General features: G+C 56.1%; 22 protein-coding genes and 1 tRNA gene. 9 read left to right on the forward strand and 14 right to left on the reverse strand.

All coding sequences use genetic code 11. The annotated features are described in order from the left end of the window. Nucleotides 1-20: 20 nt before the first annotated feature. Complete coding sequence (locus tag Q0835_RS23685) at nt 21-896, reverse strand: LysR family transcriptional regulator (RefSeq protein WP_298964894.1); 876 nt, start codon at nt 894-896, stop codon at nt 21-23. A 94-nt stretch (nt 897-990) separates the two neighbouring features. On the opposite strand from Q0835_RS23685, the gene Q0835_RS23690 reads away from it, so the two are divergent. Next, nucleotides 991-1,464 carry a cytochrome c gene (locus Q0835_RS23690; RefSeq protein ID WP_298817756.1) on the forward strand — a complete coding sequence of 158 codons (474 nt, stop codon included), beginning with the start codon at nt 991-993 and terminating at the stop codon, nt 1,462-1,464. A 55-nt stretch (nt 1,465-1,519) separates the two neighbouring features. Continuing rightward, nucleotides 1,520-2,149, forward strand: coding sequence for a luciferase family protein (locus tag Q0835_RS23695; protein WP_298964897.1), 630 nt, complete (start codon nt 1,520-1,522; stop codon nt 2,147-2,149). 150 nt (nt 2,150-2,299) lie between these two features. On the opposite strand, the gene Q0835_RS23700 is transcribed toward Q0835_RS23695, so the two are convergent. The 3 genes from Q0835_RS23700 to Q0835_RS23710 form a co-directional block, all read right to left on the reverse strand. Next, nucleotides 2,300-4,435 carry a hypothetical protein gene (locus Q0835_RS23700; RefSeq protein WP_298964900.1) on the reverse strand — a complete coding sequence of 712 codons (2,136 nt, stop codon included), beginning with the start codon at nt 4,433-4,435 and terminating at the stop codon, nt 2,300-2,302. Between the two features lie 140 nt (nt 4,436-4,575). Continuing rightward, nucleotides 4,576-5,709, reverse strand: a complete 1,134-nt coding sequence (queG, locus tag Q0835_RS23705) for a tRNA epoxyqueuosine(34) reductase QueG (RefSeq protein WP_298964904.1) — start codon at nt 5,707-5,709, stop codon at nt 4,576-4,578. Between the two features lie 18 nt (nt 5,710-5,727). After that, nucleotides 5,728-6,420 carry a glutathione S-transferase family protein gene (locus Q0835_RS23710; RefSeq protein ID WP_298817766.1) on the reverse strand — a complete coding sequence of 231 codons (693 nt, stop codon included), beginning with the start codon at nt 6,418-6,420 and terminating at the stop codon, nt 5,728-5,730. A 217-nt stretch (nt 6,421-6,637) separates the two neighbouring features. Between Q0835_RS23710 and Q0835_RS23715 the strand changes: the two genes are divergently transcribed. Then, nucleotides 6,638-7,444, forward strand: coding sequence for an undecaprenyl-diphosphate phosphatase (locus Q0835_RS23715; RefSeq protein WP_298817768.1), 807 nt, complete (start codon nt 6,638-6,640; stop codon nt 7,442-7,444). Here Q0835_RS23715 and Q0835_RS23720 read toward each other — a convergent pair. Then, nucleotides 7,436-8,461: a WYL domain-containing protein gene (locus tag Q0835_RS23720; RefSeq protein ID WP_298964907.1), complete on the reverse strand. Its 1,026-nt coding sequence runs from the start codon at nt 8,459-8,461 to the stop codon at nt 7,436-7,438. The two genes, Q0835_RS23715 and Q0835_RS23720, sit on opposite strands and share 9 nt — an antisense overlap. A gap of 160 nt (nt 8,462-8,621) precedes the next feature. On the opposite strand from Q0835_RS23720, the gene Q0835_RS23725 reads away from it, so the two are divergent. Continuing rightward, nucleotides 8,622-8,858 carry a hypothetical protein gene (locus Q0835_RS23725; protein WP_298817772.1) on the forward strand — a complete coding sequence of 79 codons (237 nt, stop codon included), beginning with the start codon at nt 8,622-8,624 and terminating at the stop codon, nt 8,856-8,858. 25 nt (nt 8,859-8,883) lie between these two features. Here Q0835_RS23725 and Q0835_RS23730 read toward each other — a convergent pair whose 3' ends face one another. Together Q0835_RS23730 and Q0835_RS23735 are read right to left on the reverse strand one after the other, a co-directional pair. Continuing rightward, nucleotides 8,884-10,146 carry an MFS transporter gene (locus Q0835_RS23730; RefSeq protein ID WP_298964910.1) on the reverse strand — a complete coding sequence of 421 codons (1,263 nt, stop codon included), beginning with the start codon at nt 10,144-10,146 and terminating at the stop codon, nt 8,884-8,886. A gap of 176 nt (nt 10,147-10,322) precedes the next feature. Beyond that, on the reverse strand, nt 10,323-11,297 hold the full coding sequence (locus tag Q0835_RS23735) for a complex I NDUFA9 subunit family protein (RefSeq protein ID WP_298964912.1): 975 nt from the start codon (nt 11,295-11,297) through the stop codon (nt 10,323-10,325). Nucleotides 11,298-11,475: 178 nt separating this feature from the next. Here Q0835_RS23735 and Q0835_RS23740 point away from each other — a divergent pair. After that, nucleotides 11,476-11,562 (forward strand) — tRNA-Leu (locus Q0835_RS23740). 134 nt (nt 11,563-11,696) lie between these two features. Here the strand turns inward: Q0835_RS23740 and Q0835_RS23745 are convergent. The 6 genes from Q0835_RS23745 to Q0835_RS23770 form a co-directional block, all read right to left on the reverse strand. Then, a complete protein-coding gene (locus Q0835_RS23745; protein ID WP_298964915.1) occupies nt 11,697-12,101 on the reverse strand; it encodes a hypothetical protein in 405 nt (134 codons plus the stop codon). A 25-nt stretch (nt 12,102-12,126) separates the two neighbouring features. Next, nucleotides 12,127-13,749, reverse strand: coding sequence for a hypothetical protein (locus Q0835_RS23750; protein WP_298964918.1), 1,623 nt, complete (start codon nt 13,747-13,749; stop codon nt 12,127-12,129). A gap of 4 nt (nt 13,750-13,753) precedes the next feature. Then, nucleotides 13,754-14,362, reverse strand: a complete 609-nt coding sequence (locus Q0835_RS23755; RefSeq protein ID WP_298964920.1) for a LemA family protein — start codon at nt 14,360-14,362, stop codon at nt 13,754-13,756. 8 nt (nt 14,363-14,370) lie between these two features. Continuing rightward, the gene (locus tag Q0835_RS23760; protein ID WP_298964922.1) at nt 14,371-15,309 is read right to left on the reverse strand and encodes a hypothetical protein; all 939 of its coding nucleotides are present in this window, start codon (nt 15,307-15,309) and stop codon (nt 14,371-14,373) included. Then, nucleotides 15,306-16,667, reverse strand: coding sequence for a VWA domain-containing protein (locus Q0835_RS23765; protein ID WP_298964924.1), 1,362 nt, complete (start codon nt 16,665-16,667; stop codon nt 15,306-15,308). The genes Q0835_RS23760 and Q0835_RS23765 overlap by 4 nt, the downstream gene beginning before the upstream one ends. 185 nt (nt 16,668-16,852) lie before the next feature. After that, complete coding sequence (locus Q0835_RS23770; protein ID WP_298964927.1) at nt 16,853-18,490, reverse strand: alpha/beta fold hydrolase; 1,638 nt, start codon at nt 18,488-18,490, stop codon at nt 16,853-16,855. 177 nt (nt 18,491-18,667) lie between these two features. Here Q0835_RS23770 and Q0835_RS23775 point away from each other — a divergent pair, with 177 nt between their 5' ends. Further along, the gene (locus Q0835_RS23775; RefSeq protein WP_298817791.1) at nt 18,668-18,898 is read left to right on the forward strand and encodes a LuxR family transcriptional regulator; all 231 of its coding nucleotides are present in this window, start codon (nt 18,668-18,670) and stop codon (nt 18,896-18,898) included. Between the two features lie 26 nt (nt 18,899-18,924). Here Q0835_RS23775 and Q0835_RS23780 read toward each other — a convergent pair whose 3' ends face one another. Continuing rightward, on the reverse strand, nt 18,925-19,569 hold the full coding sequence (locus Q0835_RS23780) for a GntR family transcriptional regulator (protein WP_298964930.1): 645 nt from the start codon (nt 19,567-19,569) through the stop codon (nt 18,925-18,927). A gap of 154 nt (nt 19,570-19,723) precedes the next feature. Between Q0835_RS23780 and Q0835_RS23785 the strand changes: the two genes are divergently transcribed. Genes Q0835_RS23785 through Q0835_RS23795 form a run of 3 tightly spaced genes read left to right on the forward strand, consistent with a single transcriptional unit; the run spans nt 19,724 to nt 22,548 of the window. Further along, nucleotides 19,724-20,230: a TRAP transporter small permease gene (locus Q0835_RS23785; protein ID WP_298964932.1), complete on the forward strand. Its 507-nt coding sequence runs from the start codon at nt 19,724-19,726 to the stop codon at nt 20,228-20,230. After that, the gene (locus Q0835_RS23790) at nt 20,227-21,516 is read left to right on the forward strand and encodes a TRAP transporter large permease (RefSeq protein ID WP_298964935.1); all 1,290 of its coding nucleotides are present in this window, start codon (nt 20,227-20,229) and stop codon (nt 21,514-21,516) included. The genes Q0835_RS23785 and Q0835_RS23790 overlap by 4 nt, the downstream gene beginning before the upstream one ends. A gap of 18 nt (nt 21,517-21,534) precedes the next feature. Further along, complete coding sequence (locus Q0835_RS23795; protein WP_298964938.1) at nt 21,535-22,548, forward strand: DctP family TRAP transporter solute-binding subunit; 1,014 nt, start codon at nt 21,535-21,537, stop codon at nt 22,546-22,548.

The raw sequence follows: 22,548 nt of genomic DNA on the forward strand, positions 1-22,548 counted from the left end.
TGTTGATGCGATGCTGAATTTCAATTCAGTTCCGCATCGGTTCGGATGGCTTTTGCAAAGAACTCCAGCAGCGCTTCAATATGCGTTTGTTGTCGAAACTCCTTGTGAGTTGCGACCCAGATATCGGCGACGGGGCCGCGTGAAAACTCAGACACTCTGACGAGCTGAGGCGTTTTGTTGCCTACAAAAACAGGTAGCATGGCAAGCCCCAGACCCTCGGCGGCAAGGCTTGCGAGTGCGAGGAAGCTGTCAGCTGAAAAGTCGAACCGTGTTTGATTATTGGCAGCTTGCCATTCCCCGGCAGTAGACTGGGCGAATGTCGGTGAAACGCCGAGCCATTTGTACTCGCCCGCTTCACGCCCCGCATTTTTTTCCAGATAGCCGGCAGTTCCGAAAATTCCAAAACCCACCGTTCCGGCGTGTAGTCCACTGAGTTCAGCTGGAAGTTCTGAGCCTGGCCTGATGAGCAACTCCGCACCGGACAACGACATATCAATCGGGTCGTTTGAGACATCGATTTCTATATGCGTATTGGGATGCGTTGCACGCAGCGCGGTCAGGTATCGCGGCAATCGAAGACAGGCGATCGCGTCAGTTGTTGAAAGCCGGAAGGTACCTTCAATACCCTTGGATGTCAGAACAAGACTCCGCTGAATGCGTGCTGAGGCGTGCTCCATCAGCTTGAGAGAAGCAAGAAGCGCTCTTCCTTCAGGACGAAGCCGGTATCCATCGCTGCTGCGATCAAATAGCTGAACCCCATTTGCAGCTTCCAACAACGCGATCCTGCGCAGGACTGTTGCGTGGTTCACGCCCAGGGCGCGCGAAGCAGCTGAAAGAGAACCGTGTTCCGCTACAGCATGAAGGAACTGCAGATCATCCCAGCGAAGTCTGTGCATTTTCGCACACCTTTGTGTTTGATTTTTCCGAATTTACCTCAGTTTGCGAAAATGGAAAATTGAAAGTGTTCAAAATCGCACAGAGAAGGGTAGCATGATGACCTATGGTTTGAAGTTGATTTGTTCGCTGGGTGTTGCTGTTGCCCTGGGAGGCAGCGTGGCAAGCGCTGCGGGAGAATTCGACAATGCCATCAAGGCGCGCAAAGCGGTCATGTCCCTTTACGCCTGGAACCTGGGGCAATTGGCAGCAATGGCGAAAGGCGAAGCGGACTACAACGCTGATGCTGCAACGACTGCGGCTGAAAACATCAGGATCCTCGCCTCAATGAACAACGGGTCCGCTTGGCCGCAAGGGTCTGACAGCACGGCACTTCCCGGACAAACACGGGCCAAGGTAGAGGCCTGGACGACTTACCCCGAAAGCGCTGAAATCGGCAAACAGTTGATTGTGGCTGCAACGGCGATGAGTGAAGCGGCCGGCAGCGGCGTCGAAGGTGTCCGAAGCAACATCGGAGCGATTGGCGGCTCATGCAAGGCATGCCATGAGAAATTCCGTGAGAGTGACTAGACGACGGCGGCACAGTGCCTTTGCTGCGAACCTAAGAGATTTCCGGCTGTTTTCAGTGAGCGCTTGGCCGGAGCTGATGCAAACCCAGCAGATCGATCCCGAGATCGAAATGGACTGCAATCGAATGAAAAACGGATTTGGCAGAACAAGTTGCGCAGTCGCGATCCTGCTTCTTGCGGGGCTGTTTTTTGAAACTGCGCGTGCTGGCGAGGACCGCCTTCCACAACGTAAAGGCGAGGTGCCGCGGACAACAAGTTCTGTTCCGCATATCCAGATCGGAGCTCAAGCAGTTCCCGAATTGTCGGATCGTCTGCTTGAAAGGGTCGCGAAAATCCCCGGCGTGGAACTGCGCGCCACCGTCATTTCGTTGCCTGGCGCCAAAGGGTTTTGGCTGAATGAGGATGTAAAATTGGCTCGCCCTCAGGCAATCGTTGGAGGACGGGAGTTTGCCCATCTGCACCCGGACGGCAGTCTTCATGCCTCTTTGCCCCCGGATAGGGCACAAGAGGCTGTCCGTGCCGGCTGGGCAACCATGCACCCATGGGCAAATCAGCGTCCCGGCTGGCAGGGATTCGTCCTGATTTTCACGCCGCAATCGTCAGAAGAGGTGAACACTGTCTTCGGGCTTGTGCTCGACGGCTATAACTATGTGACCGGAGCCGACTACCTGCCGCAGAATTTTTGAAATTTCTGTCTCACGGTTCGCAAACAGGTGCTGTTGGAAAACGTCGATCTTCGACGTGCAGGCCGATTGAACAGGTTAGACAAGTGGAATTCAGAATGGAAAAGGGCGGCCGCTTGGCCGCCCTTTGTTTGTCAGTTGAAAGTCTTCCGGTCAATTCGCGGTAACGTTGACATTCAACAGGTCAGGGATCGTTTGAGGTGCGGCCATGCTGCCGAGAATTTGCGCAAGCGGCACCGGGTTGGCCGGTGCGAGCGTGACCTTCAATTCGCCTGGGTTCTCAAGGAACTTCGAAACCGCTTCACTGACCATGTTTGTGAAGGTCTCGTTCTGGATCGGTCTGGTCGCTTCAGCGGCCTGAGCAACCAGGGCCTCACGGAAGACGTCTTCCGGAATTCCTTCAGCATCCGCGATATGCTTCAGACCCTTGGCCGTAATGCCGGCATCGTTGAATACGAGCGATGCATCGACGAACTGCGCCGTGATGGCTGCCATCTGGCCCTGACCTTCCGGATCTTCAAACAAGGCTTTCGGGACGTTTGCAAATCGGGCCGATGCTTCGGCACTCCCGACACCTTCAACGTTCACCATCAAGCGCTCAAGGCGAAGCTCAAGAGTGGATTCGTCCCAGTAGAGCCGGGTTTCATCGGACCAGACAATCTCTTCGAGCCCGAGTGCTCGAAGCATCTCCTCAACGTCCTTGTCATCGACGGCGCTGATTGGGGCGCGGATACCGTCGCTCTTAAAGAACAGGCTCGTCGGGATCGGCGGTACGGTGGTGGACGCTTTGAATTCGGTTTTACCGATCTGTATGCGCCCTTCATCAGGAACGTTGACATCCAGTCCCTGCACTTCATAGCCGAAGGAACGCGGGATGAAGGCGCGGGCAACTTCCAGCGGATTGTTTTCGCCGTAGTCCGGGTCGGCCATCAGTGTGCTGATCATGGCCTTCATCGGCGTATATTCGGCGAACTCGATGTCGCCGATCGCAGCCCAGTCGAGTTTGACTGAAGCGCCTTCCGGCAGTTCCGGAGCATCCACTCCGACAATCATCATCTCGCCAATGCCATCGGAATTGACGTTGGTCATCGCCATTTCCTTGATGTTGACGTCAAAGCCGCCATCCGTGTCCGGAGAAGGCACATTCAAGGACACACCGCTGACCCGGGCGTCGGAGATGCCGAACGAGCGATAAAGCTGAAAGACGCTGGTGATGATCTTTTCAGGAGACGGTTCCTTGGTATCCAGCAGTTCGTCAAAAACAGCGAGGAAATCATGATCACGTTTGGTGACCGTCATTTCTCCCATTGTTGCGCTCTCGATATTCATCTTGAGCGTCATCCCCGGCAGAATTTCCTGGGTATTTTCGTAGTCGACGGCAGACCCTGAACCGATCATGACAATTTCGTCGCCGGTCACCGGAACATCCGGATCAAAAAGATCAACGAACGAAGCCGCGTCGATGTTCTCGTAAATGGTCTTACCCTGGCTGGTGGTCTGGTTGACCATGTTGCCCGAGCCGGGGTCGAGCGTCTGCAGGTTCTGTGTGACCTTGTCGATGGAGTAGGACCCGATGAAGCCGTCTTTGGCATCGGCCATCACATACCCGTCCATCTGCATGGTTCCGGTGACCACAGGCGTTTCCTGACCGTCCTCGACAGCATAGGCTTCGAATGTCATGGCGGTGCTGTCGACCTTGACTTCCTCATAGGAGGTCAGGACGGTTGCCTTGAGGAACGGCAGCCAGCGGCTTGCCTGGCGCTTGGGATCCTCTGCCGGAATTTCGGGCATGGTGAAGCTGTAGCCGGTCGCTGAGATTCCGGCCATACGGCCTTCGGCACGCAAGCGGCCTTCCCCTTCCACCGAACCGGTGACGATCAGAACGCTGTCGTCGGAATAGATCCAGGTATCGGCTGCGAACGCGCCGGCATCATGTGTCAGACCGGTAATGGTGACGGTGCCGGATTCCATGGACAGAGAATATTCAAGGTCCTGGGTTGTGGTGTCGTCGCCGTCGTCCGAGGGCAAATCGGAAATTGTACCCGCAAAGACAAGTTTGCTGTCGGTCAGGGTCAGCGTGTCACTGCCCTCGTCGTAGTTGACGGATCCGTTTTCAACGTCAAGCCCAAGCGCTGCCAGACCCGCGACATAGGCGTTGAAGGCGGCTATTCCGTTGTCCTGCGCCAAGGCAGGTCCCGTCACCAGAGCCAAAGCCGTGGTGAGGCTGAGGATCTGAACACGGGCTCGGAGAGATGGGCGGGAAGACGGAAGCGTAGTTTGCGAAATCAATGTTTTGGCTCCAAATCGGATGATCGGAAATGACCGGGAAAGAGATGGTCAGACCCGATATAGGGAGACGTCCATGGCCATTCCATGACTATGAACCATTCTCTTGGCGAGGTCGAATCACGTCCGGCCTTTTCAGCGGGTCAACTCAGCCATTCCTGGCGAACGGTTTCATCGATTTCCGACGACAAGGCCTTCGATTTCCGGTTATCAACAATGTGATCTGGGCCGAGCCGGCGAAATGCCCATACCGCGGCACCCCGGACAATCGGATTAGGATCGTCCAGAAGAATCATAATGATTTGAACGAGGTCCGGTGTCTTTGAATTTCCCGCCGCGATCAGGACATTCCGCATGAACCGGTTCCGCCCGATCCTCTTTATGGGCGACCCCGAAAACAGTTTGCGAAACGCGCCGTCGTCCAGTTTGAGGAGGTCGGCCAGTTGCGGGTTCTTGAGATCGTCTCGCGCAACGAGCTTGGCTTCCCTGGCCGCGCCGGCGAACTTGTTCCAGGGACAGGCGGCCAGACAGTCATCACAGCCATAGATACGATTGCCCATGGCTTCGCGAAATTCATGCGGAACGGGACCTGCGTGCTCGATCGTCAGATAGGAGATGCAGCGCCGGGCGTCGAGCTGGTAGGGCGCGGGGAAGGCATCGGTCGGACAACTGTCGAGACATGCCCGGCACGAGCCGCAGTGATCGATCTCTGCACCATCCGGCGGCAAAACGAGCGTGGTGAAGATCGAGCCGAGAAAAAACCAGGAGCCGAGTTCACGCGAGACCAGATTGGTGTGTTTGCCTTGCCAGCCAAGACCGGCGGCCTGACCAAGCGGCTTTTCCATCACCGGGGCCGTGTCGACGAAAACCTTGACATCCCCGCCGGCTCTGGACACGAGAAAACTTGCAAGCTCCTTCAGCCGTCCCTTGATGACGTCATGATAGTCGCGATGCCTGGCATAAACCGAGATACCACCTTTGGTCGGATCGTCCAGATGAGCTAGTGGATGGTTCTCTTGCGCGTCGTCCGGGCCGTAGTTCATGGCAAGCATGATGACCGAATTCACATCAGACCAAAGGGCAGGCGGTGCCGCGCGGCGATCCGCCGTGTCGGCCATCCATGCCATTGTTCCGTGATAGTCGTTTTTCAGAAAACGGCGCAGCCTTTCACCGGCTTCGGGAATGCTGTCGGCAGCGGTTATGTTCACGGCATCGAAACCGAGCTGGTCTGCCTTTTCCCTGAAGGCAGACAGAGTTTTTTGAGTTTTCGTGTCCAAACCAAACGAACTGCCGGTCTAAAAATCCAGGTCCGCGTAAGTGGGAGCAGGCGGCATGCCGAGCACCTTTTCGCCGAGGAGTGGCCGCATGCTGGGGCGGGACTTCACCCGCGCATACCAGGACTTGATGTCCTCCTCGTCGCCCCACGGGACTTCCCCGAGATAATCGGCGCAGGACAGCCCCGCAGCAAGCGCAAAATCGGCAAAGGACAGACGGTCACCTGCGATCCAGCGGCGGGAGGCGACCAGATAGCCGAAATACCTCAAATGATGGTTGATGTTTGCGCGCGCCACGCGAAGTGCTGCTGAATCGGGTTCACCGCCGCCAGCTGACTTTGGCATGATCTGCTTGTAGATACGTTCGCGCACAAAATGGCCGACAACCTCAACATCGAGTTTGGTAAGGCTCCATTCCACCAGCCGCCTGGTTTCAGCTCTTGCTTCGGGGTGGTCTGGCATCAGGCGCTTGTCGGCAACCGCATATCCCCGGGTCTCGTCGAGATATTCCATGATCGGTCCCGGGCCACAGATAGCGGGGCCTTCATTCTCCACCAGCACCGGAACAGTACCGGCGGCATTCAGCATCAGGAGTTGCTGTGGCCTGTCCCATGGCTCGACGTGATGCTCCTCGAAGGCTGCTCCGTATTCGGCCAGGATGAGCCGCACAAATCGGGACGACGGCGAGAAAGGGTGGTGGTAGAGCGTAAGCATTGAAGCGTTTAGAGCCTGAACTGTGGCAAGACTAGGGTGCGAGCCCTAAGCCCAATGGGAAAATCGCGTTAACGTCCAGTTTGCCCGGATATGGTTATCAAGGGTTTGACGGCACGAAATTGCTCCGGCAAACAGGCGGCAATGAATAGCAATCTGAGTCGCGAGACATACCCGTTCGGGCCGGAATGTAGCAAGCCATTTGGAGACCTGTGACAAAATGGATGGCCAAACGATTGTCAGCGCTCTCATTTTGGGGATTGTTGAGGGGTTGACGGAGTTCATTCCTGTCTCGTCCACCGGTCATATCCTGCTGCTTGGGCACTTTCTTGGGTTTGAAAGCACGGGCAAGACTTTTGAAGTCTTGATCCAGCTGGGCGCGATCCTGGCCATATTGTCGGTCTATTTCGCCCGCTTGTGGAACCTGGTTATTACATTGCCGAGCGATCCGACAAGCCGCCGCTTCGTATTTGGTATTCTGGTCGCATTTCTTCCGGCTGCCGTTATCGGCGTCATGCTGCACAGCTTCATCAAGGAAGTGTTGTTCGAAACGCCTGCCCTGATTTGTTCCACTTTGCTGATTGGCGGGGTTATCCTTCTATGGATCGACAGATTGCCGTTATCCCCGCGTTACACCAATGTCATGGACTATCCATTGTCGCTTTGCCTCAAGATCGGTTTTTGCCAATGTCTTGCGATGGTTCCGGGCGTTTCCCGCTCCGGTGCGACAATCGCAGGCGCTCTGCTGATGGGGACTGACAAGAGATCGGCTGCAGAGTTTTCTTTCTTCCTTGCCATGCCAACCATGGCCGGTGCGTTCACCTATGATCTTTACAAGAACCGGAATGTGCTCTCGATGGATGATGCGGTGATCATAACGATCGGGTTTGTTGCGTCGTTCATTGCCGGGGTTTTTGTGGTGAAGGGCCTTCTCGACTTTGTATCCCGGCACGGGTTTGCGCCGTTCGCCTGGTGGCGTATCGGTGTCGGTCTCGCCGGATTTGCAGGGCTTTATTTCCTAGGCTGATTTATCGAACGTGGATCGTTCATAAAGCGACTTCAGCACGCCGAGTTCCTCAGACAGCTCCTGCCGCAGATTTTCCGGACCGAGAAGCTCCGCACCAGGTCCCAGCCAACGGACCAGCGGCAGGATCCTTGCTCTTTCGGTGGACGGAATGCTGATCAGCACTCTGCCGTCCTCCGCAGGCGTAAAGATCGCATGCCGGTAATACCAGTCGGCACTGAGCTTGCGGGCCTGATGCGGGGTGATCAGGATCTCGGCGATGTCTTCCTCCTTTTCCCAACGGCGCATGGCCTGCGATAGCCACGCACCGCCTGTGAGGCTCTTGATGGAAAAGTCCTTGTCGGGTCGAAAAAAGAGCCCGCTGACCTCTAGCGAGCGCACTCTGTCCGCCCGGTAGACTTTCAACAGATCCGTATCGACACAGCGACCGGCCAGATACCAAAGATCTCGGTCGAACATGACGCCAAAGGGTTCGACATCATGCGACTTGACGGTTCGCCGGGACGGATTGACGTGTTCAAAGCGTACGCGTTTGCTGTCCAAAATACCGGCCATGAAGCCGTCCAGTGCCGTTTGCCAGTCCTCGGTCGGTTCCGCCTTGGTCCCGGAATGAAAAATGTCCGGTGGTATGGGTTCGATGCCGACGATCCTGTCGGCGTCCTTGAGGAGACCGTGTACGGATTTGGGCAGTGACGCGAGCAGTTTCTTTTCCGCGGAACCAAGTTCGGCTGCCAGCGGCACAGTGCGGCTCGAGCGCACAAGGGCCATGGCTGCCAGCAAGGCCGCTGTTTCATTGCGTGTCAACGCCACTGGCGGCTGAAGGTAGCCGCTTGCAAGGCGGTAACCGCCTTCCGCTCCACGTTCTGCGTCAACCGGGACACCGAGGGCAATCAGCCTGTCGATGTCACGATAGATCGTGCGAAGCGAAACTTGAAAGCGCTCGGCAAGCGCCGTGGCAGGGACAAGTTTGCCGCCGGTCAGCAACAGCAATATGCCGAGCGCACGTTCGATTGGGTTCATGGATTGAGGTCCTGATCCAGGCTGGAGAGATGCATCTCAAAAAAAATGATAACCTGAGAACAGAACGGGATCAAACCTGACTCGCTGTTGTCAGGATTGCTTTGGCATTCTCGTCTCGTCCCCAAAAAGCGGGGCTTCCAAATCCCCTAGGAGAAGTGAGATGAGTCTTGAGATCGATACCGTTTTTCGCAGCCGTGCGCATAGCCGCGGTCTTCTGCTTTCCGCCCTTCGTGTATTTGCTGCTGAGTTCAACAGCTATTTCCGCCGCAGAGCAACTCACAAAGCTTTGTCACATCTGAACCATGATGAATTGCGGGATATTGGCCTTGTGCGCACAACAACAGGCTATCGCGAATTGCACCATGACCGCCTGGGCGAAGAATTTTGGAACCACTGAGGAATTCGGCGGCTGACCTTGAGTTTCAGCCGCCGGACCTTCTGGTAAGCGCCTTGATTTCAGGTTTGTTCCAGGCAAGGAACATGACGGCCAGGGCAAGGATGGCGGCAATGATGACGCCGTAGAAAGGCAAGTTCAGGTCGAGTCCGATGAGTTCCCCCCCGATCAGGGAGATAACGCCGGCGACCAATGTGAACACAGCGATTGTAACGCCCATCACCCAGCCTTGCTCCTCGTCACCGACCGCAGCCGAATAAAGTCCGAGAAATGTCGGGTAGGCGATGCCGAACACAAAATAGAAACAGAACACCGGAATGAAGGTGAGTATGGCCACTGGAGACGCAACGAACGCCGCCGCTGAAAGGGCCCAGACAGTGAAGGTGATCCCCAAAATCGCTTCTTTGCTAAGCCGCTTTTGTGCCGGCACAACAAGAAACGTGCTGGAAAAGGCAAGAGCGGCACCGATTGTCAGCATCACCATGGAACCGCCGAAGGTGCCGTATCCAAAGCGGCTGGTCAGGTAGTTGTCGACAAAAATATAGAAGGAGAGGTTGGCAATGTGAAAGAAGAAGAAAACAAACGTCAGCCGCATAACCTTCGGGTATTTGGTGATTTGCCACAACAGCTCGAATATCTCGGCTGGGCGGAACACGAATGGCTGTTTTTTCGCAATGGCGTCTTCCTTGTCTTCAAAGCCGAAGACCACCAGAAATATCGCGATCGCCACCAGAACGAAGCAGGCATAAAATGGCAGTTTGATGCTGGCGATGCTGCCAATCAGGATCGGATCGGATAGAAAACCGCCGATCAAAGGGCCACCAACCAGACCGAAACTGACGCCTGTGATGATGTAGCCCATGTTGCGGTTTCGGTCTTCGTCGTCGACGCTGCCGTCGATCATCGCCGCCTGGGCGATCGGCTGATTGCCGGCCGTCAGGCCGGTGATGGCACGGCCGAGAATGAGCAGCAGGAAACTGTTGAGGTAGAGGGCCACGATCGTCAAAGCGTAGCCTCCAAGCGCGCCGAACAGGCAGATGATAATGGCGTTCTTCCGTCCGATCACATCTGAGAGTTTGGAAATGTAAGGCGCGCCAAAAAACCAGCATAGAAAAAAGACTCCGATGATCAGACCGTAGTTGAAATGACGAACCGCATCCGAGGTGTCCTTCGGCAACATCGAGGTCGAAGGTTCCATGATGAGGCTGTTGATGATCGGAAACACGAGGCCCTGGCCGAGAAGGTCCACGAAAACAACAAAAAGCAAAGTGACTTTGGTAAGAATTGACACGATGGGCGCCTCCCAGCTGGTTACAAGCCTAGGACATGCGCAAAAAGGCGGCAATCGAAAGCTTTGGCGAACCAATCACCCTTTGCAGCTATCCCGGAACATCCACTCATGCGCGGTGGGTCCAAATGAAAAATGGCGGACCGAAGCCCGCCATTTGAATTTCAGGATGGCGACCGTCAGGCCGGCCGGTGCGCGTCGTATTGGCCGCGTTCGCGAAACCGGTCGAGGTAAGTCGGCAGAACAGAGGCAAGCGTTGCCGGTGTGATGCCGAGACCTTCCAGTGTCCGTCCGTCGGATTTTGCGGTGTCGGAAACGACATTGTCGGTCTTTAAAAGTTCTACCTGGTCTGCCGTCAGCGGGGCATAGGGGAAGAGTTGAAAAATCTTGCCCATCGCAGAAGCGACCGGGAACGGGATCGGCAACAACAGGCGGGAGCGGCGCGTGACGCTCAGCATGTCTTCAAGACAAGCTTTGAAGCTTTTGATTTCCGGGCCACCAAGCTCATAGACGGTGCCAGGATTGAGCTGACCATCGACGGCGCGCGCCACAGCTTCGGCGACATCGCAGACATATACCGGCTGGAAATTGGTTTCACCGCCACCAATAAGCGGCAGGCTGGGTGAGAAGCGGGCCATGTCCGCAAACTTGTTGAAGAAGTCGTCTTCCGGTCCGAAAACAATCGAAGGGCGCAAAATGACACTATCCGGCAGTGTTTCCAGAACACCGGCTTCACCGGCAGCCTTAGAGCGGGCATAAGCTGACGTGCTTTTCGGGTCCGCACCGATTGCCGAAATATGCGTGACGCTTGAAAGACCGGCAGCGCGAGCAGCTTCAGCGATCGCCCTTGGGCCGAAGGCCTGAACCGCATCGAATGACTGTTTTCCGGACGGAGCCAGGATACCGACCGCGTTCAGCACGGCGTCCGCACCAACAACAGCGCGTTCAACGGACCAGCGGTAACGAAGGTTTGCCTGGATGGGCATGATCTGGCCGGGAGCACCGAGCGGCTGCAGATGGGTTGCCAGATCCGGACGCCGCACGGCGGCGCGGACACGATAGCCCCGCTTGGCAAGGGCCTGGACAATGTGGCGGCCTAGAAAACCGGAGCCACCGAAAATCGTGACGAGTTTGCCGTTAAGTGGTGTGGACATCGTGAAAATGCCTTCTGTCGCGTCCAAAAGGTGTGACCGAACTGCTATTTCGCAGGTCTGTCTGCCAGTGTCTTAGCCCTTTGCAGAGCGTGTGTGAAGGGCTGGCTTCGAATGAGGAAAAAAAGTCGCGCATAATGATTGACAAGCCCAGGTCCGGCCCTTACAAGCCCCCCTCACAGCCCAGGTGGCGGAACTGGTAGACGCGCTAGCTTCAGGTGCTAGTGCCCTAACGGGCGTGGAGGTTCGAGTCCTCTCCTGGGCACCAAATTCCCGAATTCAGATTATCCTGGATCACCGGAAAATGACGAAAAAGGCCCCGATATTTCGAGGCCTTTTTCGTTTTTCATTGTGCTTTCGAAAACCAGTTCCACGAATTAGCTGAAAGACTGCAGCCTTAGGTTATCGGTTCAGGATGGGGTCGAGATATATTCCCGGCACAAACCCGGTCATTCCATAGTGGTCGATCTGGCACCAGACGCCGCCGAGCAGTTCGCGTTTCCCATCCGGTGATGCATCCTCGAAAGTCAGTGGCACGATCTCGGGCGCGCAGTTGAGAACAAGCACTTCGCTGGCTGACCGCGCAAGACTTCCGACAGTTTCTGCAGAGCGGGTTCCTTGCGCACGAACGACAAGGCGCATCCCGTTCGGCACATTTCGAAGTTTGTATGCGGGTCCCCAGATGCCAAATCCGGGCAAGTCTGCGGTTTCGGCGGGATCGGGTTCATTTGCGGAAACCAACTGCAGACCCGCCAGGAAGACTGCAGCTATGGCAAGGACACTGAAAATGGCGCTTCTCGTGTTCATGTGTTGCTATCCTTCCAGCCAACTGTCATCGAGCCAAACCGGCTTGGCGCGCAGTGTTCAAGGCAGCCAGGCATTGCGGTGCTGAGCCTGGAGCGAGCGTTTCAACTCCATGGGTCTTCAAGAGATCCGCGAGCGCGGAAAGATCGCCAGGAAAGCCGACACGAACAGCAATCACCAATGCGTTGCCCAGCAAAATGCAGGGGTCGTCGGCGCTTGAAGGGCTGGTTGTTTGAGGAGCCGGTGACGCCGCGTTGGCTGCCTGTCCGTCCGGATTGAACTCAGGTATGAAATCAGAAGGGTCTATGCCGATTTCACGTCCGCCTGCGATCATTGTCGAGGGGTCCTCGCCGCCAAAGCCGGTCGCACCAGACTGGGCAATGGCGGCCCAGGGGCGATTGTCATTGGCAACAAGCCCGCTGGACATCAGACCAGCCAATATAAGTGCGCATTGAACGGGTTGTGCACCGGTAACGCTGACCAAACCTTGCGCTGTTAAAAGCGCGAGAACCTGTTCTCGTTCGGTCCGCGAACCACCACGCAGCAATGGGCTGATCAGGGGTTGCAATATGCTGCAGGCCTGAGCCAGCAAGCCGTGCGGATCGGATTGGTGCTGGGAAGACTGGCTTGCTGTTGTTCCGGGCTGTGGTGTCGGACGTGGTTCGGGAACCGTGCTGGGACGAACTTGTTGACTGGCCCCTGATGCAGGAGCAGTTGGTGGTGCGGCTGGACCCAGTCTGGCCTGTTCTTCGACCAGAACCCAAAGCCCGGCATCCTGGGCAATCAGGTCGAGCGCTTTTTGACAGGCGGCTTGATCAGCGGTCGGTTCCGTGCTCTTGACCCCCGAAATTACGTAAATGCTGCGCAAATCCTGGACTTGCTTGGTTCCGGCGCGGCTGTTGATCTCCTTGGTCAGTCGGTCCAGCTCGGTGCACGCATTGAAACCGGCCCCGGCAGGCGAAGGTGTTGCCGGTGCCGGGCGGCCAGATTGTTGAATTTCTGGCAAGGACCGTGCTTCAAGGTCGAGACGTATTGTCATCGCTGCGAGCTGGTTGTTGCCCTTGAGCTCGAGTGTGGCTGTCTGAGCGCCGAGACCGTTGAAGGTAACGGTGACGGCCATCGGCATCCCGCCCCAACTGCCAAAGCCGCCGGTCCAGGGACCTGCGCCATTGCCGCTTAAGGGAATTGGGCCGGGTGTGACTTCCTGCGGCAGCGTCAACGTTGCTGCCGATGGACCGGTCTTTTGCACCCTGACCTCACCATTGGCATCAACCGGCGTGGGTTGTGTGCGGCCTGCTGCCGTGACAGAGCCAGAGCCGCCGGTGACACCGTAGACATAGCTGCCGGTTCCCGCTCCGCTATTCATGAGCCTGGGCGCGACGACAGGGCTGTTTGAAATGTGCTGCATATCCACCCAGCCGTTCAGCCCGGCAAGCACAATCACGCACATCGTGCCTTCACACTGGTTTGTGACCTGAATTCCGCAGGTTCCAACACCGATGCCTCCAAGAACCGGGCTGTTGGTGGAGGCACTGTCATACACCCGCAGCGATTGCCCGTTCGGGGCCGACGTTACGCAGGTGTCGTCAGATGCCTTGGCAGGCAGGAGTGCGAAGGACAGCACGACTAGGCTGATGAGAAGACGCGACATGGGCTTAGGTCCTGTCTTGCTGAGGAGGAACGGCAAGTTCAAGGGCATCAAGCGAAGGGTCCTTTGAGACTTCCTTCATTTCGGCAGCATCGAGTTCGAACATTTGAGACGGTTTCAGTTTGTTGAGCCCGGCAACAAAGTTCCAAGGAATGGACGCGAAACGGGTGTTATAGGCCTGGACATTGCCGTTGTAGATCCGCCTTGCGGCGGCCACCTGGTCTTCTGTCTCTTCAAGCTGTTTCTGCAATACGAGCAAGTTTTCGTTGGCGGTTATTTCAGGGTTGTCTTCCGTGTAGGCAATGAATTGCCCAAGCGCTTGACTTAACCCGGCTTCAGCCTTGGCAATATCCGCCTGTTTGTCGCTTGCCAGCGCTTCAAGGGCAGCCGACCGTGCCATCACGATCTTGTCGATGATTGCCTGCTCGTGGCCGATCGCTGTTTTGGCAGCCTGCACCAGATTGGGCACAAGTGCGTGCCGCCGCTTGAGTTGGACCGTTATGCCGGACCAGGCTTCATCGACACGGAACTTGGCCGACATAAGCGTGTTGTAGCAAAGGACATAAGTTCCAATGACTATACCAACCAATAAGATCAACATCATGAAGAACGACATTTTCTGAGTCACTCCGCGTAGCGTTTGAAAGAGGTCGCTGCTGCTGCAAATGCGGCGACGATCTCCTTGACGAAGGATTGAAGGACTGAATCGTCCAGACTTTGCAGGTTATGAAAGCCGCCGAAATAAACGGTGTCGCGATCCACGATGACCCGTGCAGCGAAACGGTCTGCGAGCTCCAGCAGCGTGGTCTGGAATGCCGGCGTCAGCACTTGCAGGACATTGACGGAAATCTGGTCCAGATCCCCCTGATCCGCCCTTGAGGTCACTCTGATATTGAACGTGTCGTTGAACGCCACGCTTTCCGTCTTCAGGTCTCGGTCGAACGGTCCGATAGCCCCGAGCGACTCCGGCATCAGTGCGATCCGGATGCCCGTATCCCGGTCCAGCTTATACGCCGCGATCATCATCACGACGTTGCCCTGTGCACCCGCATTCGCCAATTTGGTGGTCTGTTTGGGTCCGCCAAAAAAGGCAGCTGACGAGAACGCGCCGAGACCGAGCCATATTGGCGTACCGGTTTCCGACCGGCCCCACATCTCGCATTCGATGTTCAGCGGGATCGATCCTCCAACGCGCAGTTTGAAAAGTTCGGGGATCTTTTGCCGGATGTCGTGCAGCCGGGCGGCCGGTATTTCCGGGCGGAACCGAAACCCGAGATGCTCACCTGTCTGCCAAAGCCGCGCGAGGCGGTCTTCTGTAGCTCCGGTGAAGTGGTTGATCGCAAATCCGCCAGCCATCCCGAATGTGACGAGTGCTATGCCGTAAGGCATCAGACTGTCGCTGAAGAAAGCGAGAATGAAACCGGGAAAGGCCAGAAGGAAAAACGGAAGTTCCAGCTTTTTGAAGGACGCCGGAAGCTTCGCCGGTTCACGCTCCGGCCTTCGCTTGTATTCCGGTGTTACCTTGCCTTCGATTGGATCCCAGAATGCTTCCTGCCCACTCATGGGAAGGTCACATTGATGGTCTGTTCCGATGCAGGGCTAACCGTTATTGACTGGGAGATCGGTTCTCGTTTGCTACCGTCCCATGCTTCGGCTCGAACGGAATATTGTCCGGGCAGGAGAAAAAGTGCACCGCCGCCAAGCACCATCTTGACGAACGCGCCATTGTCGGTCGTTGAGCTTCCCTGGTAGATGTTCAGTCTGGAATCGTGTGCCTTCAGCTCGGTACCGTCGGCGTTGAAGGCGCGTAACGTGACTTTCGACGTCTGTGCGATCACTTCGGCCTGCGCCGTTTCTCCGGTGACCACATTCAGTTCGACACTGCCGGGCGACATCTTTTCAAGACGCGTGATCACGAGCTTCGCCTCGTACTGGCCACTTGGAACAACCGCTTCCAGCGCCTGGGTATAGGCCGAGAACTTTTCGCCCGTGATTTTGTTTTCGACCTGCCAGAAGAAATCCGTATCTGATAGGCCAAGATCCTGGTTGGCCATCACGGCATAGAGATCGATCTTGCCGGCTCCAAGCGATAGGTTAACTTCCGTAAGCTCGCTGTCGGTTACCGTGACATCGGCAACTGCCGAGCTGCCTTTGTCCGTTCGGGCGGCGAGGCGGTAGGCGCCAGGTTCCAGCCTTTCGGTTATGTCAGGACGTGTGGTCAGGCGAATTTCCTCACCACCACCGGCGGGTGTTGCCGTCCAGAAAACACGAATGCCATCTGTGTCGGTTATCGGCGCGGAGCCTTCCTCAAGGCTTACCGTCGCCTTGATATTCTTCGCAAGAGAAGGCGCGGGTTCAGGCGCTGGCGTTGGCGAAAGAGAAACTGTCTGCTGCAGGGCGGCGGCAAGATCACCCTCATTGTCCGCCTGCAGATAAAGGCCACCTGTGTTTTCCGCAAGACACGCGACCTGGCGGCCTTCTTCCTCGTTCAGCCCAAAGCCGATTACGTGTGTCGTGAAGTTGATCCCGAGCGCTTCCAACTCGTTTGCCACAGCACACGGATCTGCTTCACAGGTTTCAATCCCGTCTGTCACAAGAATGACGGTGGCTTTGTCTTCCTGAAACTGAAGTTCCCGAGCGGCGCGTCGCACGGCTTCGGTTAGAGGCGTTTTGCCCTTTGGCTTGAGGGCAGCAACAGATGCAACAAGTTTGCTCGACTGTGTCGAGGCAGGCCCCACCGGGACCAGAGTTTCTATGTCGCTACAGTCGCCCTTACGGTTGTGGCCATAGGCAATCAATCCAACCTCAAGAGCTGGCGGCAGCTGGCCGACGACGCGCGCCAGTGTGTCACGGGCCGTCACGATCTTGGGGGTGCCACTGATCTGCCCCCACATGGACCCCGACCCGTCAAAGACGATCATTGCCCTGCCGGGATCAGCCTCCTGAGCCTGCGGCGTTTGTAATGTAAAAAGGGGGCAACATAAGAAAAAAGCTAACCTTGAAATAACGCGCATCGCAATCTGTCCTGAAGTCTCAAAGGAACTCAGGAGAGCACGTGTCCTTGAGTGGAAACAGCTATGGATTTTGATAGGGTGGGATGCTCATTTCAGTCGAGAAATCGTGTCCAGCCGCGCCAATGGCTGAACGGTAGACTATGGCCGGCATTTTCAACGAGCGAGACTTGCGCCTCGATACGTTCGGCGAAGGCCAATATACGTTCCGGCCGGATCGACCTATTTTGCGTTCCATGAACAAAATGAACAGGGACATCCGTTGGTTTGATCAGTTTCTCCCAATCAGAGGCAACAAACCGGCAATCATTTATGAAGCTGTCCGAGCCGCGTTCGACGTGAAACAGGTGCCCTTGCCAAAACAGGTCCAGCAAATGCGGATCATTGCAGGCTTCCAGATCCGCCTGCGCACCGCCAAAAACGGTTTGTGCAAAGCCGTCCGGTCCATCGCGCTTCAGCCGTTTGTCACCCAGTTTTGCCATGTAGCTCAGTAGCGGCACTGAGACACGCGGCAACAAGGCGAACAGTTTTTGCTGCGGTGGGGCTCCGGAAAAATCCTGAAAGCTGCGCATGGGAGGTTGAGCGGACACGCAAAGCAGTCGCGTCACACGGTCTTGGAGATGTGGAAGACAGATCAGTGCGAAGATGGCACCAACGTCAAATGCAACAAGTTGGACCTGTTCCAGATCCAGCTGATCGAGCCAGTCGGCAACGTCATGCGCGTAACGAGCCGGATCATGAAGCAGTATCCCATGACCGTCGCTCTGACCATGCCAGGGGCGGGCGGGAGAAAGCAGGCGGATACCGTTTTCGGAAAAAAATCGGCTCGCGGTGTTCGGCAGCCTGTTGCCGCAAAGACAGCCGTGAAGGAACACAACAGGTCTGCCGTTTGGATCTCCCTGCTCCAGATAGTCAATTTTGCGCCCGTCCCGGAGTTTCAGCTGTGTTCGTATGTGATCTGCCGGTGTGGTTAGAAGCTTGCGCCGCTGTGCAGAGTTTGCGATGGCCCGGGCAACGGCGACAAGCTCACCGCTGCCCCGCGAGCGGGTTTTTGTGATCATCGACTTGATCTGCTGGCGAACCGTTTCGACTGATCGATCACGTGCCTCTGCGATCTCTGTCGGTGTATGTCCGCTGACCAGCATGGACAGGACATCGGTTTCTGACTGCGTGAGACCGTAAAGGCTCTGCATGGCCAGGCTCGCGCCTTGTTGCCAGACACGCTCAACACCTGTCAGCAGCCAGATTTTTCCAATGCGCTGTTCTTCTTCGGCTGACAGGATCAACAGAACTTGTTTGCCCGTCACCGCATGAGGGACACGAATGATCGGCCAGTCTTCGGCTCGGCCTGAAACGGCCTCTTTGAGATGACCCAAAGCGTCGCCATCGATATCCAAGTCGTCAAGTGATTGGCCGGCGGTAATTTGCAGAATTCGCTCGGCGGTTTCATTGGCCTGCAGGATTGTAAGGTCCCGTCCCAACCGGATTACGGGCCGGTCCTTGTCTTCTTCAGGTTTCTGTAGGCTCGACAGCAGCTTCTCCGCGGTTTCGAAATGCGCTTCGATATCGCGCTTTCTACGCAAAAGTTCCCGGTGCGCGGTCCTGTTCGTGATGCTGCTTTCCGCGAGCGTGATCAGTTCATCAAAGCGGTCTTGGTCAAGTACGGCTTCATAGACATTGGCAATCATGTCATCCAATTGGGAAGGCATCTCGCCATTCTTTTTATCTTTCAAGGCTTTGCAATGCTCCGAACTGGACAAACGCTTGTTGAAACCCGTGAGCGAAACGAAAACGGTGCGGTTGCCCGTTCCATGTTTCGGCCGTGCATACCCAATATTGGTCATGCCGCAGGGGAAGCAAGTTGTTACGTAGATTCGACAAGGTCAATGTCAGGAGGGTCGAGCAAGACCATGGGAGCATTTGCAAGGATCGAAAGCGCCTTTGAGCCTCTCACGCAGCGGGAATGCGAGTGTCTGATTGAATTGGCCTCTGGTGAACGTCCGCAACGCATCGCATCCACTCTTGGAATCGCACCAATTACTGTGGAATTTCATATCCGAAACGCACGGCGCAAGCTCGGTGCGAAAACCCGCGAACACGCCATCGCGATTGCGTTGACAAACAATCTTCTAGCGCCCTAGCCGTGTGATTTCCTGCGAACGGGTCCTCACTTGTTCCAGTAAGAGCCTTCCTTGCGGCCAATATGTCTGATCATCACATCAATGGCTTCATTTGTTTTTTCATTTTCTAGAAGCGATGCGATTTCAATGTGTTCCGCGAAAGACTTTTCCATGTGTTCAGGATGATTGCCCAGCATGTTCCTTAGGCAAGCCATCTTCGCTGCGATTGTCTGATAGGCGTCGTTCAGGAATTGGTTTTTTGCGTGATCGAACAGTTTTTGATGGAACTCCGTATCCAAGCCTAGATAGTCGCGCTCGTCGCCTTTCTTTCGGGCCTTGGTCATCTTCTTGGTGAGGTCCTTTAGACTTCTTGCAAGCCCTTTCGGATCCCGTTCCATTGCCTTTTTCAAGGCTGCTGTTTCCAGGCTGACACGCACGTCGCAAATATCAAGCAGTGAACACCGGTCAAGCGTGAAAACGAATGTTCCCCGTTGCGGTTCCGTATGGACAAGTCCTTCCAGTTCCAGTCTGGCAAAGGCTTCTCTGACCGGTGTTCTGCTTACTCCGAGTTCCTTTGCAATCTTCGTTTCCGACAGGGCTTCGCCCATCTCCCGCTCGCCGCTGATGATTTGAGCACGCAGCACGTCAGAGACCTGTTCGGCAAACGATTTAGGGCGCTCGATTTTCAACATGACACCATGAAACCTCCGGTTGGAAACGGCTTATAGACCGGTTTCGCAACCGGTGCACAGTATTTTTGTCATTGACATACTGTATGCCAGTATGCCAGTTCTCGGAAACTTGGAGACCGCCTCAGATTGGCACTCCACACTCGGGAGGAACCTGATGGCGCAATTCGAACGCGTCCTGATAGCCGTGAACCGTTTCCTGGTCGCAAGCTCGTTGGCGATCGTATTCTTGATCGTGATCGCCAATGTCATCGGACGCTATGTGTTCGGGTCTTCACTCGCGTGGGGTGAGGAAGTTGCGCGCTTCCTGATGATTTTCGGTGTGTTTGCCGGTGCCGGACTGGCTCTGAGAAGCGGCCGGCTTGTCGAGATCGATCTTTTTGTGGCGCTGCTGCCAAAAGCGGCGCGGTTGATGGTCCGCTGGTGTGCCGTCGCTGTGATGGCAGCCTTTATGGGGCTCGTCCTTTGGTTTGGAATTCTGTTTGTCGAGTTCGGCTGGAACAAGGAAACCATGGCGACCGGTATCTCGCGCGGTATTCCCTATCTTGCCATTCCGTTCGGATCATTTCTGTTCCTCTGCCACCTGCTGCTGACATGCCGAAAATTCGTCGCCGGTGAGTTCGAGACCGACACCCATCTGAATGAGGTCGACGTTCAATCATGATGGCAAAAACCCTCATCATATTGTTCTTTGCCACTCTAGCGCTCGGGATGCCGGTCGTTTTCACCATGGGTGTCGCCTCAACCGTTGCGATCCTGGTCGACGGAGCGCTGAATCCGCTGCTCATTCCGCAGCGATTGTTTGGTGGGATCAATTCCTTTCCCTTGATGGCCGTGCCCTTTTTCATTCTCGCGTCGGAACTCATGACGGCCTGCGGACTGACGGCGGCCTTGCTCCGGTTCGCCAACGATCTCGTCGGCCACATTCGAGGCGGACTGGGCCACGTGAACGTGTTGGTCTCCATGCTTTTCGCGGGGATCTCCGGTTCTGCATTGGCCGATGCTGCCGGTCCATCGGCAATTGTCATGCGCATGATGCGCAATGCAGGCTACGAGCCCAACTATTCCGGTGCTCTGTCTGCGGCCACAGCAACCATCGGGCCGATCATTCCACCTTCGATCCTGATGGTCATTTACGCGATCTCAGACAATCGCGTCACGGTCGCTGGGCTGTTCATGGCAGGCATCGTTCCCGGTCTTCTCATGGGCTTGGCGCTGGCCGCCGCCAATCACTACGTGTCGGTGAAGAAAGGCTACCGCGGACGTGAGAAGAGAGCGTCCGGTTCCGAAATCACCAGAAGTGCCCTGTCTGCCGGTCCGGCAATGCTGATGCCGTTGATCATTCTCGGCGGCATTTTGGGCGGTGTCTTCACACCGACGGAAGCAGGAGCGGTCGCGACCGCCTATGCCTTGCTGCTTGGTCTGGCAATGCGCACTTTGAATGGGTCCAAACTCTACACCGTGCTTGTGAGGGCCAGTGTAACCACGTCGTCCGTGCTTTTGATCGTCGCCATGGCGTCCGTCTTTGGATGGCTGCTGACATATTTGCAGATCCCGCAAAGCCTGGCCGCCCTCATATCCGGAGCAACAACGGACCGTTTGACGGTTCTGTTCCTGCTCGCCGGTTTTGCCCTTGTCTGCGGCCTCTTTATCGACACTCTGCCTGCTCTCATCATTTTGACACCGGTCCTGGGGCCCATCGCCCTGCAGTTCGGCATCGATCCTTTGCAATTCGCGATGATGCTCGTGCTCAACCTGACCATAGGCATGATCACGCCTCCGGTCGGGCCGGTTCTCTTCGTCATCGCGACTGTTGGCCAACTCAGAATTGAAGGCCTGTCGCGCGCTGTTCTGCCGCTCCTTGCTGCGGAAATCGCGGTTCTGTTGCTCGTCATTCTCGTGCCGGACATCAGCACCGCTTTACCTCGCTTTTTCGGATTTTCGAGTTAGCAACCTGGGAGGAAAACTATGAAACAGACTTCAAGACTATTGGGTGCCACAGCGGCACTCGCCATTCTTGCCGCGGCAGGTGCTGCGCAGGCAAAAGAGCTGAAATACGCTCACTTTCAGGCGGCAGACATGTCGTCGCCCAAACATGCTGCTGCGCTCGCATTTGAAACTTGCGTTGAAGGCAAGACGTCCGGAGACATCGATGTTCAGGTGTTTCCAGCCTCGCAGCTCGGCGACGGGGGGCAGGTCATCGAGGGTCTTCAGCTCGGAGCAATCCAGATGGGCGTCGTCCACGATGGCCCGATTTCTGCGGTTTACAAACCTTTTGCCGTATTCGCAATGCCTTACCTCTTTGACGATCAGGCCATGGCCTGGTCGATCGTGGATGGGCCATTCGGCGAGGAGCTCTTCGATGACATGCGCAGCCAGACCGGCATTCGCGTTCTTGGCCTTGCGGACAACGGCGTTCGCAATTTTACCAACTCAAAGGTCCCGGTAGCTGAGCCCGATGACATGAAAGGTTTGAAGATGCGTGTCATGACAGCGCCCGTCTGGACCAAGCTCGTGGAATCGCTCGGTGCATCAGCAACACCTGTTCCTTGGCCGGAGTTGCCCGGCGCCCTGCAGCAAGGGGTTGTTGATGGCCAAGAAAACGGCGTCACCAATATCGTCAATGCGTCGCTCTATCAGCACCAGAAGTATGTCTCCCTCGATGGTCACGTCTTTTCCTGGCACGCTTACATGATCAACGATGCGTTCTATGAGGGGCTTACCGATGCCGAAAGGCAGGCCGTCAACGAATGCGTTGAAATCTCCAAAGTCATACATCGAGGCATGACGGCCGCACAGGATGCCAATGCGGCAACAATCCTGGGTGAGAAAGGCCTCGAGGTCGTGCCGGTCAGTCCGGACCAGAAGGCAAAGTTCCGTGCGCTCGCACAGCCCGCAGTACGCGAATACATCGTTGGCGAGATCGGCGAAGACTGGCCGAACAAGCTCGACGCTGCAGTAGCTGACTACAGGGGTCAGTGA

The sequence above is a fragment of the uncultured Roseibium sp. genome (assembly GCF_947499295.1).
Taxonomy (GTDB): Bacteria; Pseudomonadota; Alphaproteobacteria; order Rhizobiales; family Stappiaceae; genus Roseibium.